Here is a 17,060-nt window from a genome sequence, read left to right as displayed (position 1 = left end):
GGTTATTTCCCTCTCTTCGCCTACAGGAGTTCGCATGTGGGATGTTATTGACTTATCGCGCTGGCAGTTTGCACTGACCGCGCTGTACCACTTTTTATTCGTGCCCCTTACCCTGGGGCTGATTTTTTTGCTGGCTATCATGGAAACCATTTACGTGGTCACCGGCAAAACAGTCTACCGCGATATGACGCGTTTCTGGGGTAAGCTCTTCGGTATCAACTTCGCTCTCGGCGTGGCCACCGGCCTGACGATGGAGTTTCAGTTTGGTACTAACTGGTCATTCTATTCCAACTATGTGGGCGACATTTTTGGCGCACCGCTGGCGATGGAAGCATTAATGGCCTTCTTCCTCGAATCCACCTTTGTCGGGCTGTTCTTCTTCGGCTGGCAACGGCTGAATAAATACCAGCATCTGCTGGTTACCTGGCTGGTGGCATTCGGTTCCAATATCTCCGCATTGTGGATTTTGAATGCCAACGGCTGGATGCAGTTCCCGACCGGCGCGCATTTCGATATCGACACCCTGCGTATGGAGATGACCAGTTTCAGCGATCTGGTTTTTAACCCTGTCAGCCAGGTGAAGTTTGTCCATACGGTGATGGCGGGTTATGTGACCGGGGCGATGTTCATTATGGCGATCAGCGCCTGGTATTTACTGCGCGGACGGGAGCGTGATGTTGCGCTACGTTCGTTTGCCATCGGCTCGGTCTTTGGCACACTGGCGATAATCGGCGCGCTGCAACTTGGAGACAGTTCTGCTTATGAAGTCGCACGCGTTCAGCCGGTAAAACTGGCAGCAATGGAAGGGGAGTGGCAAACCGAACCCGCACCTGCGCCGTTCCATCTTGTTGCCTGGCCGGAACAGGATCAAGAACGTAATGCCTTTGCCATCAAAATTCCCGCACTGTTAGGGATCCTCGCCACTCACTCATTAGATAAGCCCGTTCCGGGGCTGAAAAATTTGATGGCTGAAACCTATCCACGCTTGCAACGTGGACGTATGGCCTGGCTGCTGATGCAGGAGATCTCGCAGGGCAACCGTGAGCCGCATGTTCTGCAGGCGTTTCGTAATCTGGAAAGCGATCTCGGTTACGGCATGTTGCTCTCCCGCTATGCGCCGGATATGAATCATGTCACACCTGCGCAGTATCAGGCGGCGATGCGTGGCGCTATTCCACAGGTTGCGCCGGTGTTCTGGAGTTTCCGCATCATGGTGGGCTGCGGTTCGCTGCTGTTACTGGTAATGCTGATTGCGTTCGTTCAGACGCTGCGCGGCAAAATCGACCAGCATCGTTGGGTGCTGAAAATGGCGCTCTGGAGTTTGCCACTGCCGTGGATTGCCATTGAAGCCGGGTGGTTTATGACCGAGTTTGGTCGTCAGCCGTGGGCGATTCAGGACATTTTACCGACATACTCCGCGCACTCCGCATTAACCACGGGCCAACTGGCTTTCTCACTGATCATGATCGTAGGGCTTTATACCCTGTTCTTAATCGCCGAAGTCTACCTGATGCAGAAATATGCCCGTCTGGGGCCGAGCGCGATGCAGAGTGAACAACCGACGCAGCAACAGGGGTAAAGGAGAGAATCATGTTTGATTATGAAACATTGCGCTTCATCTGGTGGCTGCTGATTGGCGTCATCCTGGTGGTCTTTATGATCTCCGATGGATTTGACATGGGGATTGGCTGTCTGCTGCCGCTGGTGGCGCGTGATGATGATGAACGTCGGGTATTGATTAACAGCGTTGGCGCGCACTGGGAAGGCAATCAGGTCTGGTTGATTCTTGCGGGCGGGGCATTATTTGCCGCCTGGCCCAGAGTCTATGCAGCGGCGTTTTCTGGCTTTTACGTGGCGATGATTCTGGTGCTGTGCTCGCTGTTCTTTCGCCCGCTGGCTTTTGATTATCGTGGAAAAATCGCCGATGCACGCTGGCGTAAAATGTGGGATACCGGTCTGGTCATCGGTAGTCTGGTGCCGCCGGTGGTCTTCGGTATCGCGTTCGGTAATTTGTTACTTGGCGTGCCGTTTGTCTTCACGCCGCAATTACGCGTGGAGTACCTCGGTTCTTTCTGGCAATTGCTGACACCGTTCCCATTACTGTGTGGTTTGCTCAGTCTGGGCATGGTGATTTTGCAAGGGGGCGTCTGGTTACAACTAAAAACAGTCGGTGCTATTCACCTGCGTTCGCAACTGGCGACCAAACGCGCTGCGCTGTTGGTCATGCTGTGCTTTTTGCTGGCGGGGTACTGGCTGTGGGTGGGTATTGATGGCTTCGTATTGCTTGCCCAGGATGTTAACGGCCCGTCCAATCCGTTAATGAAACTGGTTGCCGTACTGCCCGGTGCCTGGATGAATAATTTTGTTGAATCGCCGATATTGTGGATCTTCCCGCTGCTGGGGTTTTTCTGCCCGTTACTGACAGTGATGGCGATTTATCGTGGTCGCCCCGGTTGGGGATTTCTGCTGGCATCATTGATGCAATTTGGCGTTATCTTCACGGCAGGTATCACGCTGTTTCCGTTTGTCATGCCTTCGAACATCAGTCCGATCTCCAGCCTGACGCTGTGGGACAGCACCTCCAGTCAGCTGACGTTGAGCATTATGTTAGTAATTGTGCTGATATTTTTGCCTATTGTGTTGCTCTACACTGTGTGGAGCTACTACAAAATGTGGGGGCGCATGACAACTGAAACTCTTCGCCGTCACGATAGTGAGTTGTACTAAGGAGGGATGATCAATGTGGTATTTATTGTGGTTCGTCGGAATTTTGTTGATGTGTTCACTCTCCACCGTGGTGTTGGTATGGCTGGAACAGCGTCTGAAAGGTTGATTTGACGCACAACGAACGTAGGCCTGATGAGACGCATCAGCGTCGCATCAGGCAATAATGCGAAACATGAAAAACGGAAACCTGGCGATGAAAGCGATTTTGATCCCCTTTTTTTCTCTTTTGCTTCCGTTAACACCGCTACCTGCATTTGCTCAGGGGGCGCCGGAACTGAAGCTGGAAAGTGTAGTGATTGTCAGCCGTCATGGTGTGCGAGCACCCACCAAATCTACGCAACTCATGCAGGACGTTACTCCAGACACCTGGCCTGGCTGGCCGGTGAAGCTGGGTTGGCTGACACCACGAGGCGGTGAGCTGATCTCTTATCTCGGACATTACCAACGCCAACGCCTGGTGGCTGACGGTTTACTGGCAAAAAATGGTTGCCCGAAAGCTGGGCAGGTCGAGATTATTGCCGATGTCGACGAGCGCACTCGTAAAACAGGTGAAGCCTTTGCTGCCGGGCTGGCTCCCGATTGTGCAATAACCGTACATACTCAGTCAGACACTTCCCGTCCCGATCCGTTATTTAATCCCCTGAAAACCGGTGTTTGCCAATTGGATAAAGTGAACGTGACTGAGGCGATTCTCAGCAGGGCAGGCGGCTCTCTCGTTGATTTTACCGATCATCGGCAAACGGCATTTCACGAACTGGAGCGGGTACTCAATTTTCCGCAATCAAGTCTGTGCCTCAAACGAGAGAAACAAGACGAAAGCTGTTCGTTCACGCAGGCATTACCCTCTGAACTCAAGGTGAGTGCTGATAACGTCTCATTAACAGGTGCGGTAAGCCTCGCATCCATGCTGACGGAGATCTTTCTCCTGCAACAAGCACAGGGAATGCCGGAGCCTGGCTGGGGACGAATCACTGATTCACATCAGTGGAACACCTTGTTAAGTCTGCATAATGCGCAGTTTTATTTGCTGCAACGTACCCCTGACGTGGCTCGTAGCCGTGCCACACCGTTGTTGGATTTAGTTCTGACGGCGCTGACGCCAAACAACCCGCAAAAATCGATCTATGGAATTACGCTACCGACTTCACTGTTGTTTATTGCCGGGCACGATACCAACCTGGCGAATCTCGGCGGCGCACTGAAGCTTAACTGGACGCTGCCGGGCCAACCGGATAACACCCCGCCGGGTGGGGAACTGGTATTTGAACGCTGGCGGCGGCTAAGTGATCACAGTCAATGGATTCAGGTTTCGCTGGTATTCCAGACCTTGCAGCAGATGCGTGATAAAACGCCGCTATCGCTAAAAACGCCGCCTGGAGAGGTAAAACTGACACTGGCAGAATGTGAGGAGAGAAACGCGCAGGGCATGTGTTCACTGGCGGATTTTACGCAAATAGTGAATGAAGCGCGCATTCCGGCATGTAGTTTACATCAGGATAAATAAACATTTGCCGCTGTTGGTCCACGCAGGCCATTGACGCGGCAAAATTCTACGCGTAATCCTGGGATGAGCACTTCTGCGTCGCGGGGACTGAATGCGGAAATATGAACCTGGACTTCTTTACGACCGTCGGAGGGGATGATGAATCCTTTGCCGCTTTTGCGATCAAAGGTTTTGACAATTCCTGTCATTTTACGGGACAAACAAATTCCTTACTAAAAATACTGCGCTGCACTATACGGGGTTAATAAAATAAAGCCAGCGATATTTAAGACCGCCGGACGGCTAAAATAAAATTTGCTTAATCATATTTATCATGCGTTAATAGCTGCGTCGGTTTGAAAGACAGACAGCATACAAAGTAGTTTACTAAAGCAGTTCTCATTATCAGGCATTATCCCCTTCTTTTGAGTCTCTCTCCTGAACACTAAGTAGTTTCTGTAATAAAGCCCTGTTTGCCGAAAGGCCCAAAATGAAGGAAGTAAAATATGTCTAATAAAATGACTGGTTTAGTAAAATGGTTTAACGCAGATAAAGGTTTTGGCTTTATCACTCCTGATGATGGCAGCAAGGACGTTTTCGTTCATTTCACCGCCATCCAGAGCAATGAATTCCGCACGCTGAATGAAAATCAGAAAGTCGAATTTTCTATTGAGCAGGGGCAGCGTGGTCCCTCGGCAGCGAACGTTGTTACGCTCTAAGGTTGCCGTTATTACTCAACATCTCCATTTCCGCTGTCCATGTTGTCATGGTTCACAGTACCGCACATCGGCATTCGATGTGACGGAGCGAAACCCTTTGGGCGCTAAGTGTATTTTCTGTAAATCGACGATGATCACCTTTGATAACGTTGCCTTGCAAATACGCACTGACCATACGCCGCTGGATTTCACAAAATAATATCAGGCTCCCTCGTGGAGCCTTTTTTATATCTTCTGTTTGCACTTATCCCTGTACGCATATTGAGCGATAACCTACTGATTATTGAATCTTTCATGCAGATGGCTTATAACATTTCTAACCTGACCAGGGGATCGGAACCAACACCTTGCTGGCGTGTTGCTGTCTTTTAAGACCAGAAGAGGTTAACAGTGAATATTGAAGAGCTAAAAAAACAAGCCGAAACGGAAATCTCCGAGTTTATTGCGCAAAAAATCGCCGAGTTGAATAAGAACACAGGGAAAGAAGTCTCTGAAATTCGCTTTACTGCGCGGGAGAAAATGACCGGGCTTGAAGGTTATGACGTCAAAATCAAAATAATGTGATTTTGTGAACATCACCCCGCACGAGGTGATGTTCCGCTTGTTGCTATTTTAATGACCAATCATTGGTGCTTGCGGAATTAAGCGTCGATACAATTCTTCTGGCACCGGGCTTTGCCATACGCCCGCATACATCGCATAACCAATCACCGCAAACATAATCCCCAGAACCAGTAGCGTCATTAACCAGCCAGACAACGCAAAGGCTTTTTTATTTGCCGCAGGTTTTTGCAGCGAAAAAGTTAATGTTGAAGCGACCGGACATGACTCGACACAGGTCATACAGCCGGTACATTCCACCGTTCTAACCTGGATTAATTTATCGACAGGTATCCGTGACGGACAATTACTTGCGCATTTGCCGCAGTCGATACAACTTTCGGCATTGCGACGAATCTTAAACGGCGAAAATAATGAAACCAGTCCCATCAGCGCACCATATGGGCAAAGATAACGACACCAGGCATGGCGAATAAACAGGCTGGCAATCAGTAAAACGATCACGCTGATTAACGTCGCTGTTCCCATATGGCGAAAGAAATCGAGCATTTTAACGTCCATCACCACGCTGTAGGGCGATAGCATAAAATAGTGAATCGCCTGAGCGGGCATCAATAACGCGATATAGAGAAAAAAACTCAACAGCAAATATTTCACTGCGCGCAGAGGAATATCCAGCCAGCGGGGAAGGGCAAATTGCCGACCAAACAGTTTTTTCCCGAGATCGCCGATTAATTCAGAAAGCGTACCAACCGGACATAGCCATGAACAAAAGGCTTTTTTCAGCAACAGACTGATGATGATAAAAGCGACCAGCAACAGCATCGCAGCGGCATGGACGGAAGGTAATTGACCTGTCTCAAGGCTGTATTTCAGATTCATCAGACCGGCAATCGGTAGCCAGCCTTCGATGCCTCCCGGTCTGGCGACAAATGTCGTACTACCTGCCGTTTCGTAATAGCGCACCCAGTACCAGAAGGTGACGGCAATATAAATATTGATTGCTAACAGTAATAATTGCGTCGCTTTACGCCAGGTCGTGGCATTGCGCCAGTCATTCCACGGTAATTTGCCGCCCGTCGTGCCTGGCCGCCGCTGCCAGCGGGTTCTTTTTTTCTCTGTCATGATTTTGCCAGCCCGTTAAGTTGCATAATAAATGCCACTATTCTAAATATTCTTAACTGGCTGATATTGATTCAAATCGCGTTCAGGTCTTTCTTATTCAACCACGCTTCCAGAGCGGCAACACTGCGTGTAATTTCTTCGTGTGGGAGGGGCGCAGATAATGGCTGCTGCTCCAGTTGCGCGCATAGCTGGCTGGCGCTACGCATTCCCAGACTCGCGCAGCTGCTTTTTAGCTGGTGCGCGGCACGTTTGATTTTTTCGCAGTCCTGCCTGGCGCGGGCTGCGTCTATTTCATCGAGAAGTGGCAGGGCATGTTGTGTAAATAATGCCAGCCATTCGCGAATCTTCTCCGTCCCCATTAACTGAGCATCTTCATGGAGTTGCGATACATCCAGCGATTGATCGTTATTGGTTTGCAGTTGGAGATAGTGCGCCAGTAACTGACCGAGCACTTCACGCGGCACCGGTTTAGGGATTATCCCGCGAAAGAGCGAACTGGTTCGCTGGCGTAGCGTTTCGTCGATGACATGGGCGCTAAAGCCAATCAAAACCAGCGACGGATATTGCTGTGCCAGTTGCCGGGCAAGGGTAATTCCATCGATATCCGGCAGATCAAAATCCACCAGTGCGGCAGCAAACGGTTCGCTATTTTGCAACGTCTCTATTGCCTGCGCGGCATTTCCCACGGCAACGACCTGCGCACCACTGGTGTTCAGCATCTCAACGGTAATTCGCTGGGTTAGCGGGTTATCTTCAATTAACAGCAAACGTACACCATCCAGACGTACAGCCTGATTGACTGTTTTGCACACGGGTGCAGTGGCAACACGTAACGGCAAGCGTAAACAAAAACAGCTTCCAACCTCCGGCGTGCTGGTGGCGCTCAGTTCGCCGCCCATCGCCTGAGCCAGACTGCTACTGATTGTTAGCCCCAGCCCGGTGCCGCCGCGTTTGCCACTCACCTGAACAAATGGCTGGAAGATTTCTACTAGTTTCGCGGGAGCAATACCGCAGCCGCTGTCTTCTACTTCGACCAGCCATTGCTCGCCATCAGTGCGACTGCGCAGAACGATCTGCCCCTTGTCAGTGAAACGCAGGGCGTTGCTCAACAGATTGGTAATAACCTGGCGAATACGTCGCGGATCGCCCATTAACGCGGTCGGCATATCATCGGCAATTTCCATTGCCAGTCGAATCGGACGACCTTTCACCCGTCCGCCCATTAATTGCAGGGTACTTTCCAGCAGCGGGCGTGGTTCAAAGGGTTCATCGCTGACCGAAACATTCTTGCCGCCTGCTTCGATAGCCGAATAATCGAGAATATCGTTAAGGATGGTCAGCAGCGATTCTCCAGAGTCGGTAATTGCCCGCAAATCATCACGCAGGGCGTTAAGTGCGGGGTTATCTGCCAGCAGTTGCGCGGTGCCGAGAATACCGTACAGCGGTGTGCGGATCTCATGACTCATCGCCGCCAGAAATGCCGATTTTGCCTGGCTGGCTTTTTCTGCTTCCGCCCGTGCCTGTCGGTGTTCTACTACCAGCTCCTGCAATTCGGCCGTGCGTGCTTTGACCTGCGCCGCCAGTTGTTCGCGGTGGCGATTAAGCGCATGAACACTGCTGCGAAACGCATCCATCAGCCGCCCAATGGTATCCAGTTCCCGCACGCCAGCGGTTTCCGGGAAAGGGGAGTCGATATCGCCGTCCAGCAAGCGTTGCAGCGCCTGCGTTTGTTCGGCTAGTGGGCGAGTGACTGAACGATAAACCACACGCCAGAGGATCAGAATCAGTGCGCAAAGTGAAACTATTCCCAGCAATAACAGGCTGTATTGCCCGCGTGTACTGGCTTTTTCCAGATGCGCCAGTCCGTGCTGATTACGCAGCTCAATGGTGTCGACCAGCTGACTGACTTCGCTACTAAACTGCGCGAACTGGGCGATGTTATTTTGGGTGAGAGTTTGCAGGCGATTGCTGATTTCATTGTCCTGCTGATAAAGCACCAGTAAATCGCTATAACGGCGAACGGTAGATAACGTAGTTGCGACCTGCGCACGAACCCCCGGATCTTCAACACGTATTTGCCGACGTTGCAGAATTTTCACTGCATTATTGAGCTGATTTTCCAGCATTGACGAATTTTTCTGGATCTGCTCCAGCCCCAGATTCATCACCATTTGCTGTACCCGCAGGGCGCTAAGGCGCAGTTCATTCATCTGGTTAACATACTCAAGATCGATATCAATCAGCCTGTCGAGTGCGCTTTCTGCGGCCTGACGCTGATGTTGTTCGATCAAATCGTAAATCCCGGCCTGGGTAGCTCCGGCGGAGGTTGCAGCGTTATTCGCCTGACCTTGCGCCAGGCGTGCGATTTCATCGGCGGCGGCGACAATCTGCTGACTGAGTTGCTGTTGTTGCTGGCGCAGTTGCAAACGCTGCCCCACCAGCTCCCCTTGTTGACGTAACGAACGGGAGATCTCCTGCTCCTGTTGTTCAATCGCGGAGGTGTCAAAACCTTGTTCCCGTAACGCTTGCAGCAATGCGTTAATCTTCAGGCTTTGTGCGGTGAGCATTCGCCCCTGAGCCTGCCACATCTTTTCGTTATCGGCACTGGTCAGGTTCTGCGCGGCGAAAAGTTCCCAGGCGCTGGCTTCGCTCAACTGGCGCGCCATATTCATGGTAGGAATCAATGCCTGAGTATTGGCTTTTTCCACCTCGCTGACAAAACGCAGGTTGTACCATCCCACCAGGGTACTGGTCAGGGTTAACAGCGCCATCAGGGCAAAGCCCATCCAGAGTCTTCGGGTCAGGGTTAAATTCACGGCCGGTGCACTAAGGTGAAAAAGGTTGAGTCGCAAAGCGGAATGCATCTAGCATAAAGCCTTATTATTGATGAGGCTATCATGCGCGTACTGCTATTTTTACTTCTTTCTCTTTTCATGTTGTCGGCATTTTCGGCTGATAACCTGTTGCGCTGGCATGATGCGCAGCATTTCATGGTGCGAGCCTCTATGCCGCTTAAAGCCAAACGCGCATGGAAACTGTGTGCGCTTTACCCCAGCCTGAAAGATTCATACTGGTTATCGTTGAACTATGGAATGCAGGAGGCCGCTCGCCGCTACGGTGTGGATTTAAAAGTGCTGGAGGCAGGCGGTTACAGTCAGTTAGCTACCCAGCAAGCACAAATCGACCAGTGTAAACAGTGGGGCGCAGAGGCCATTTTGCTCGGTAGTAGCACGACGTCATTTCCCGATCTGCAAAAGCTGGTAGCAAGTCTGCCAGTGATCGAACTGGTGAATGCCATTGACGGCTCACAGATAAAAAGCCGCGTTGGCGTGCCCTGGTTTCAGATGGGTTATCAGCCAGGGCGATATCTGGTGCAATGGAGCCACGGAAAACCACTGAACGTACTGTTGATGCCTGGCCCCGATAACGCAGGGGGCAGTAAGGAGATGGTCGAGGGATTCCGCACAGCCATTACCGGAAGTCCGGTACGTATTGTTGATATTGCGCTAGGTGACAACGATATTGAAATCCAGCGCAACCTGTTGCAGGAGATGCTGGAGCGCCATCCAGAAATCGACGTCGTTGCCGGAACGGCCATTGCGGCAGAGGCGGCAATGGGCGAAGGGCGCAACCTGAAAACGCCGCTTACCGTGGTGTCGTTTTATCTTTCACATCAGGTGTATCGCGGGCTGAAGCGGGGAAGAGTGATTATGGCTGCCAGCGATCAAATGGTCTGGCAGGGGGAACTGGCGGTCGAGCAGGCTATCAGGCAATTACAGGGACAATCGGTGTCTGATAATGTCAGCCCACCGATTTTAGTTCTGACGCCGAAAAATGCTGACCGTGAACATATCCGCCGCTCGCTGTCGCCAGGGGGATTTCGTCCGGTCTATTTTTATCAGCACACATCAGCGGCTAAGAAATAACCTTCGCCATGTTGCGTCACCAGTAAATCCGCGCTGAGTTTATGGCGTAAACGACGAATTAACACATCGACGGTGCGCAGGTCAGGGTTTTCCACCCGACGCGCAGAGAGCATACGCAGCAGACGTTCACGGCTGAGAATTTCGCCGGGATTGGTCACAAACGCCACCAGCATTTCATACTCTGCGCGGGTCAGTTTAATCGGCTCGCCATCCCGCTCCAGCGTATGGCGCGACACATTCAGGCAATAACCCGCAAAGCGATAGCAGTTGTCCTGAGTGAGCGGTTGAGCCTGTCGCGCGAGGTCGATGCGCCAGAGCAGATTTTTCACCCGCACCACCAGTTCGCGCAGTTCCAGCGGTTTGGTGACGTAATCGTCTGCGCCCATTTCTAGTCCGACAATGCGGTCAATCCGATCGCTGCGTCCGGTAACCAGAATAATCCCCACCGTTGAGCGTTCCCGCAGGGCGCGGGTTAACATCAGGCCATTTTCATCGGGCAAGTTGATATCCAGCAGAATTAAATCTACCAGCTGATTCTGCATAATTTCCCGCAGCCCGGCACCGCTCGCCGTAACGGAAACGGTATACCCCTCCTGAGTGAAGTAGGATTGTAATCGTGCCTGGGTAACTGGCTCATCTTCAACAATAACAATGTGATGTGGCATCAGAGGGTTTTACTCATTCTGTTCATATCTGTTCATATTCTGCCGTAAGCCGTTCATCCTGACCAGTGCCGCTGTTCATATTTACTCATTAAGATCGCTTCACTAAACCATAATTTTACAGGGGCTATTATGCGGAAACTCTGGAACGCGCTACGCCGACCCAGTGCTCGTTGGTCGGTACTGGCGCTGGTCGCTATTGGGATTGTGATTGGCATTGCGCTGATTGTGTTGCCACACGTTGGGATCAAAGTCACCAGCACAACCGAATTTTGTGTCAGTTGCCACAGTATGCAACCGGTGTATGAAGAATATAAACAGTCGGTGCATTTCCAGAACGCCTCCGGCGTGCGAGCTGAATGCCATGACTGTCATATCCCGCCGGATATTCCAGGCATGGTGAAGCGCAAACTGGAAGCGAGCAACGACATCTACCAGACCTTTATTGCCCACTCCATTGATACACCTGAAAAATTCGAAGCCAAACGCGCGGAACTTGCCGAGCGTGAGTGGGCGCGAATGAAAGAAAACAACTCGGCAACCTGCCGCTCCTGCCATAACTACGATGCGATGGATCATGCGAAGCAGCATCCGGAAGCGGCACGTCAGATGAAGGTGGCAGCGAAAGATAATCAATCCTGCATCGACTGTCATAAAGGTATTGCCCACCAGTTACCGGATATGAGTAGCGGCTTCCGTAAGCAGTTCGATGAGTTGCGCGCCAGTGCTAATGACAGTGGTGACACGCTGTACTCTATTGATATTAAGCCGATTTATGCGGCGAAAGGCGATAAAGAAGCCTCTGGTTCTCTGCTGCCTGCTTCGGAAGTGAAAGTCCTTAAACGTGACGGCGACTGGCTGCAAATTGAAATTACCGGCTGGACGGAAAGCGCCGGACGTCAGCGTGTACTCACCCAATTGCCAGGTAAACGCATCTTTGTTGCCTCGATTCGTGGTGATGTGCAGCAGCAGGTGAAAACGCTGGAGAAAACCACCGTAGCCGACACCAATACCGAGTGGAGCAAGTTACAGGCCACCGCGTGGATGAAAAAAGGCGACATGGTGAACGATATCAAACCGATCTGGGCTTATGCGGATTCGCTGTACAACGGCACCTGTAATCAATGCCACGGCGCACCGGAAATCTCCCACTTTGACGCTAATGGTTGGATTGGCACGCTCAACGGCATGATTGGCTTTACCAGTCTAGATAAACGTGAAGAACGCACCTTGCTGAAATATCTGCAAATGAATGCGTCTGACACCGCAGGTAAGGCTCACGGCGATAAGAAGGAAGAAAAATAATGAACAATAACGATCTCTTTCAGGCATCACGTCGACGTTTTCTGGCACAACTCGGCGGCTTAACTGTCGTCGGGATGCTGGGGCCGTCACTGTTAACGCCGCGCCGTGCGAATGCGGCGCAAGCAGCTACTGAGGCTGTCACCTCGAAAGAGGGCATTCTGACTGGATCGCACTGGGGAGCTATCCGCGCGACGGTGAAGGATGGTCGCTTTGTGGCGGCAAAACCGTTCGAACTGGATAAATATCCGTCGAAAATGATCGCCGGGTTGCCGGATCACGTACACAACGCGGCGCGTATTCGTTACCCGATGGTACGCGTGGACTGGCTGCGTAAGCGCCATCTGAGCGATACCTCCCAGCGCGGCGATAACCGCTTTGTGCGCGTGGGCTGGGATGAAGCCCTCGACATGTTCTATGAAGAACTGGAACGCGTACAGAAAACTCACGGGCCGAGTGCCTTGCTGACCGCCAGTGGTTGGCAATCGACGGGGATGTTCCATAACGCTTCGGGGATGCTGGCGAAAGCTATTGCCTTACATGGTAATAGCGTTGGTACGGGCGGAGATTACTCCACCGGTGCTGCGCAGGTGATCCTGCCGCGCGTGGTTGGCTCAATGGAAGTGTATGAACAGCAGACCTCCTGGCCGCTGGTATTGCAAAACAGCAAAACCATTGTGCTGTGGGGTTCCGATTTGCTGAAAAACCAGCAAGCGAACTGGTGGTGCCCGGATCACGATGTTTATGAATATTACGAGCAGCTAAAAGAGAAAGTTGCCGCAGGTGAAATTGAGGTCATCAGCATCGATCCGGTTGTGACGTCAACTCACGAGTATCTGGGGCGCGAGCATGTAAAACACATTGCGGTTAACCCGCAAACTGACGTGCCGCTGCAACTGGCGCTGGCGCATACGTTATACAGCGAAAACCTGTACGACAAAAATTTCCTCGCTAACTACTGTGTGGGTTTTGAGCAGTTCCTGCCGTATCTGCTGGGCGAGAAAGACGGTCAGCCGAAAGATGCCGCATGGGCTGAAAAACTGACCGGCATTGATGCCGAAACTATTCGTGGGCTGGCGCGGCAGATGGCGGCGAACAGAACGCAGATTATTGCAGGCTGGTGCGTACAACGTATGCAGCACGGTGAACAATGGGCGTGGATGATTGTCGTTCTGGCGGCGATGCTGGGGCAAATTGGCCTGCCAGGTGGTGGCTTTGGTTTTGGCTGGCACTATAACGGCGCAGGCACGCCGGGGCGTAAAGGCGTTATTCTGAGTGGTTTCTCCGGCTCTACGTCGATTCCGCCTGTTCACGACAACAGTGACTACAAAGGCTACAGCAGCACCATTCCGATTGCCCGTTTTATCGATGCGATCCTCGAACCGGGGAAAGTGATCAACTGGAACGGTAAATCGGTAAAACTGCCGCCGCTGAAAATGTGTATTTTTGCCGGAACTAACCCGTTCCATCGCCATCAGCAGATCAACCGCATTATTGAAGGCTGGCGCAAGCTGGAAACGGTTATCGCCATAGATAACCAGTGGACCTCAACCTGCCGCTTTGCCGACATCGTGCTGCCTGCGACCACGCAGTTTGAGCGTAACGATCTCGACCAGTACGGCAACCACTCCAACCGTGGCATTATCGCCATGAAACAGGTCGTGCCGCCGCAGTTCGAGGCGCGCAACGACTTTGATATTTTCCGCGAGCTGTGCCGCCGCTTTAATCGCGAAGAAGCCTTTACCGAAGGGCTGGACGAAATGGGCTGGCTGAAACGCATCTGGCAGGAAGGTGTACAACAAGGCAAAGGGCGCGGCGTTCATCTGCCAGCGTTTGATGACTTCTGGAATAACAAAGAGTACGTCGAGTTTGACCATCCGCAGATGTTTGTTCGCCACCAGGCATTCCGCGAAGATCCGGATCTCGAACCGCTGGGCACGCCGAGTGGCCTGATTGAGATCTACTCGAAAACCATCGCCGATATGAACTACGACGATTGTCAGGGGCATCCGATGTGGTTTGAGAAAATCGAACGCTCCCACGGTGGGCCTGGCTCGCAAAAGTATCCGTTGCATCTGCAATCTGTGCATCCGGATTTCCGACTTCACTCGCAGTTATGTGAGTCGGAAACGCTGCGTCAGCAATATACGGTAGCGGGTAAAGAGCCAGTGTTCATTAACCCGCAGGATGCCAGCGCGCGCGGTATTCGTAACGGTGATGTGGTACGCGTGTTTAACGCTCGCGGTCAGGTGTTGGCAGGAGCAGTAGTTTCTGACCGCTATGCGCCCGGCGTGGCGCGAATTCACGAAGGGGCATGGTACGATCCAGATAAAGGTGGCGAGCCTGGTGCGCTGTGCAAATACGGTAACCCCAACGTGTTGACCATCGACATCGGTACTTCGCAGCTGGCGCAGGCGACCAGTGCGCACACTACGCTGGTGGAAATTGAGAAGTACAACGGAACAGTGGAGCAGGTGACGGCGTTTAACGGCCCCGTGGAGATGGTGGCGCAGTGCGAATATGTTCCCGCGTCGCAGGTGAAATCATGACCACGCTGACAGCACAACAGATTGCCTGTGTTTACGCCTGGCTGGCGCAGTTGTTCTCCCGTGAACTGGACGATGAACAACTGACGCAAATCGCCAGTGCGCAGATGTCTGAATGGTTTTCTTTGCTGAAAAGCGAACCGCCGTTAGCTGCGGCGGTGAACGAACTGGAAGCTAAAATCGCCGCATTGACGGTTCGTGACGACGCCCGTCTGGAACTCGCCGCTGACTTTTGCGGCCTGTTTCTGATGACCGACAGACAAGCGGCGCTGCCTTATGCATCGGCCTACAAACAGGACGAGCAAGAGATTAAACGCTTGTTAGTTGAGGCGGGGATGGAAACCAGTGGCAATTTCAACGAACCGTCAGATCATCTGGCGATCTATCTGGAGTTGTTAAGTCATCTGCATTTTTCACTGGGAGAGGGGACTGTTCCTGCGCGAAGAATCGACTGTTTGCGGCAAAAAACGCTAACGGCACTGTGGCAATGGTTACCTGAGTTTGCTGCGCGTTGCCGTCAGTATGATAGCTTTGGTTTTTACGCGGCACTAAGCCAGTTGTTGCTTGCGATAATCAATAGAGATAATGCCGATTTGTAAGCCTGATACGACGCGTTAAGCGTCGCATCAGGCATTATGGCAGAGCCGCCGGATGCGGCGTGAACGCCTATCCGGCCTACGGGAACAGTGCCCATCGTAGGCCTGATAAGACGCGTTAAGCGTCGCATCAGGCAACAAACTCACGGATGAGCCACAAACCGGGAAAGCCGCTGGCGCAGCAGGCGGTTTTCCTGCCTCAGGTGCGCAATATCATCCATTAACGTCAGTGCCACCGCGATCCCCGGCCAGTCCAGCGCCAGTTCCTGACGCAGACGTACCGCGCGTTGCACCACAATGGCGGCATGGTCGTCAAATACCCAGGTTGTTTCCTGGATCTCACGCGGTTCAACCACCCCCAAACCGACAATTTCATTCAACTCCTCTTCAGAGATGCCGGTATGCAGGCAAAATTCGGTAATGGTAAAAGTCACCGTAACATTAGCCATCATGCTTTCCCCCAATCTTTACGTGGATCAAAAGACGACTGGGCGTCTGCCAGTTGTTGCCACAGCGCGGTAGTGTTCTCATCCGGTTTCGGTGGCATGACGATTTTCAGCACTGCATACAGGTCGCCGGTCTGTTTTTTGCTCACCAGACCTTTGCCTTTAACGCGTAATCGTTGCCCGGCCTGACTGCCTGGCGGGATAGTCAGCAAAATGCTTTCTTTCAGTGTTGGAATGGTGACTTTAGCACCCAGCGCCGCTTCCCACGGGCTAACCGGCACCACAATTTCCAGATCCTGGCCGACAATATCAAACAGCGGATGTGGCGCAATATGAATCACCAGCCACAAATCGCCATTTGGGCCGCCGTTTTCGCCCGGCGTCCCCTGGCCTTTCAGACGGATGCGTTGACCATTGCCGACGCCCGCCGGGATCTTCACATTCAGCGTTTTCGGGATTTCCTGCTCGATCATGCCAAAGGCGTTATAAACCGGCAGGTTATAGCTGATGGTACGCTTATGCTCAGTAAGCGTTTCTTCGAGGAATACCGCCACTTCGATTTCAATATCGTGGCCGCGTGTGGCGGGGCGTTGACGGCTCTGGCGGGCATGCTGACCGAAAATTGACGAGAAGATATCGTCAAAATCTTCGGCGTTAAAACTCTGACCGTCGCCATGCTGGAACTGACGGCTAAATTGCGGATCGTTGCGATGTTGCCACATCTGATCATACTCAGCGCGACGTTGCTCATCACTCAACACTTCCCACGCTTCAGCGACCTCTTTGAAGCGGGCTTCGGCATCCGGTTCTTTGCTGACATCAGGATGGTATTTACGGGCCAGTCGACGATAGGCGGTCTTGATTGTCTTGAGATCGTCCGTCGGTTTCACGCCCATGATGGCGTAATAATCCTTTAATTCCATAGCGTTATCTCGCGTAAATCAATACAGACAAAGGGAAACCCCTG

At 52.2% G+C, this 17,060-nt stretch carries 18 protein-coding genes and 1 pseudogene; 13 read left to right on the top strand and 6 right to left on the bottom strand.

All coding sequences use genetic code 11. The features are described from left to right. Window positions 1-34 precede the first annotated feature (34 nt). From appC to BEG40_RS03940, 4 genes are all read left to right on the top strand, one after another. Window positions 35-1,579, top strand: a complete 1,545-nt coding sequence (appC, locus tag BEG40_RS03955) for a cytochrome bd-II oxidase subunit 1 (RefSeq protein ID WP_105284920.1) — start codon at window positions 35-37, stop codon at window positions 1,577-1,579. Window positions 1,580-1,590: 11 nt separating this feature from the next. Next, a complete protein-coding gene (appB, locus tag BEG40_RS03950) occupies window positions 1,591-2,727 on the top strand; it encodes a cytochrome d ubiquinol oxidase subunit II (RefSeq protein ID WP_105284919.1) in 1,137 nt (378 codons plus the stop codon). A gap of 13 nt (window positions 2,728-2,740) precedes the next feature. Then, complete coding sequence (cbdX, locus tag BEG40_RS03945) at window positions 2,741-2,833, top strand: cytochrome bd-II oxidase subunit CbdX (protein ID WP_000270308.1); 93 nt, start codon at window positions 2,741-2,743, stop codon at window positions 2,831-2,833. A gap of 87 nt (window positions 2,834-2,920) precedes the next feature. Beyond that, on the top strand, window positions 2,921-4,231 hold the full coding sequence (locus BEG40_RS03940) for an AppA family phytase/histidine-type acid phosphatase (RefSeq protein ID WP_105284950.1): 1,311 nt from the start codon (window positions 2,921-2,923) through the stop codon (window positions 4,229-4,231). On the opposite strand, the gene cspH is transcribed toward BEG40_RS03940, so the two are convergent. Then, window positions 4,219-4,431, bottom strand: a complete 213-nt coding sequence (gene cspH / locus BEG40_RS03935; protein ID WP_000087760.1) for a cold shock-like protein CspH — start codon at window positions 4,429-4,431, stop codon at window positions 4,219-4,221. The genes BEG40_RS03940 and cspH overlap by 13 nt on opposite strands. Window positions 4,432-4,716: 285 nt before the next feature. Between cspH and cspG the strand changes: the two genes are divergently transcribed. From cspG to BEG40_RS03920, 5 genes and pseudogenes are all read left to right on the top strand, one after another. Beyond that, the gene (cspG, locus tag BEG40_RS03930) at window positions 4,717-4,929 is read left to right on the top strand and encodes a cold shock protein CspG (protein WP_000066493.1); all 213 of its coding nucleotides are present in this window, start codon (window positions 4,717-4,719) and stop codon (window positions 4,927-4,929) included. Window positions 4,930-4,939: 10 nt separating this feature from the next. Then, complete coding sequence (gene ymcF / locus BEG40_RS03925; protein ID WP_072073013.1) at window positions 4,940-5,128, top strand: cold shock small protein YmcF; 189 nt, start codon at window positions 4,940-4,942, stop codon at window positions 5,126-5,128. Further along, window positions 5,070-5,301 (top strand): annotated as a pseudogene (locus tag BEG40_RS21690) (protein YmcE). Before ymcF ends, BEG40_RS21690 begins: the two are co-directional and overlap by 59 nt. Beyond that, complete coding sequence (locus BEG40_RS22270) at window positions 5,280-5,330, top strand: hypothetical protein (RefSeq protein ID WP_135486412.1); 51 nt, start codon at window positions 5,280-5,282, stop codon at window positions 5,328-5,330. Before BEG40_RS21690 ends, BEG40_RS22270 begins: the two are co-directional and overlap by 22 nt. After that, complete coding sequence (locus tag BEG40_RS03920; protein ID WP_001019202.1) at window positions 5,320-5,493, top strand: GnsA/GnsB family addiction module toxin; 174 nt, start codon at window positions 5,320-5,322, stop codon at window positions 5,491-5,493. The genes BEG40_RS22270 and BEG40_RS03920 overlap by 11 nt, the downstream gene beginning before the upstream one ends. Before the next feature lie 48 nt (window positions 5,494-5,541). Here the strand turns inward: BEG40_RS03920 and BEG40_RS03915 are convergent, their stop codons facing one another. Both BEG40_RS03915 and torS read right to left on the bottom strand, forming a co-directional pair. Beyond that, window positions 5,542-6,615 (bottom strand): 4Fe-4S binding protein, encoded by a 1,074-nt coding sequence (locus BEG40_RS03915; protein ID WP_000136747.1) that lies wholly within the window; start codon window positions 6,613-6,615, stop codon window positions 5,542-5,544. Between the two features lie 71 nt (window positions 6,616-6,686). Next, the gene (torS, locus tag BEG40_RS03910) at window positions 6,687-9,431 is read right to left on the bottom strand and encodes a TMAO reductase system sensor histidine kinase/response regulator TorS (protein ID WP_105284949.1); all 2,745 of its coding nucleotides are present in this window, start codon (window positions 9,429-9,431) and stop codon (window positions 6,687-6,689) included. Between the two features lie 81 nt (window positions 9,432-9,512). Here torS and torT point away from each other — a divergent pair, with 81 nt between their 5' ends. Further along, window positions 9,513-10,541, top strand: coding sequence for a TMAO reductase system periplasmic protein TorT (torT, locus tag BEG40_RS03905; protein ID WP_105284917.1), 1,029 nt, complete (start codon window positions 9,513-9,515; stop codon window positions 10,539-10,541). On the opposite strand, the gene torR is transcribed toward torT, so the two are convergent. Further along, window positions 10,514-11,206 (bottom strand): two-component system response regulator TorR, encoded by a 693-nt coding sequence (torR, locus tag BEG40_RS03900; RefSeq protein WP_105284916.1) that lies wholly within the window; start codon window positions 11,204-11,206, stop codon window positions 10,514-10,516. The two genes, torT and torR, sit on opposite strands and share 28 nt — an antisense overlap. Window positions 11,207-11,335: 129 nt before the next feature. Between torR and torC the strand changes: the two genes are divergently transcribed. The 3 genes from torC to torD are packed head-to-tail and all read left to right on the top strand — an operon-like array spanning window position 11,336 to window position 15,650. Then, entirely contained in the window at window positions 11,336-12,508 is a 1,173-nt protein-coding gene (gene torC, locus BEG40_RS03895; protein ID WP_105284915.1) for a pentaheme c-type cytochrome TorC, read from the top strand. Then, window positions 12,508-15,054, top strand: a complete 2,547-nt coding sequence (torA, locus tag BEG40_RS03890; protein ID WP_105284914.1) for a trimethylamine-N-oxide reductase TorA — start codon at window positions 12,508-12,510, stop codon at window positions 15,052-15,054. Before torC ends, torA begins: the two co-directional genes overlap by 1 nt. Further along, window positions 15,051-15,650: a molecular chaperone TorD gene (gene torD / locus BEG40_RS03885; RefSeq protein ID WP_105284913.1), complete on the top strand. Its 600-nt coding sequence runs from the start codon at window positions 15,051-15,053 to the stop codon at window positions 15,648-15,650. Before torA ends, torD begins: the two co-directional genes overlap by 4 nt. Window positions 15,651-15,790: 140 nt before the next feature. On the opposite strand, the gene cbpM is transcribed toward torD, so the two are convergent. Together cbpM and cbpA are read right to left on the bottom strand one after the other, a co-directional pair. Beyond that, window positions 15,791-16,096: a chaperone modulator CbpM gene (gene cbpM, locus BEG40_RS03880; RefSeq protein ID WP_105284912.1), complete on the bottom strand. Its 306-nt coding sequence runs from the start codon at window positions 16,094-16,096 to the stop codon at window positions 15,791-15,793. Next, window positions 16,096-17,016, bottom strand: a complete 921-nt coding sequence (cbpA, locus tag BEG40_RS03875; RefSeq protein WP_105284911.1) for a curved DNA-binding protein — start codon at window positions 17,014-17,016, stop codon at window positions 16,096-16,098. The genes cbpM and cbpA overlap by 1 nt, the downstream gene beginning before the upstream one ends. Window positions 17,017-17,060 lie beyond the last annotated feature (44 nt).

Source organism: Escherichia sp. MOD1-EC5495 (assembly GCF_002965965.1).
GTDB lineage: Bacteria > Pseudomonadota > Gammaproteobacteria > Enterobacterales > Enterobacteriaceae > Escherichia > Escherichia ruysiae.
This window is presented reverse-complemented; position numbering and strand designations above follow the sequence as displayed.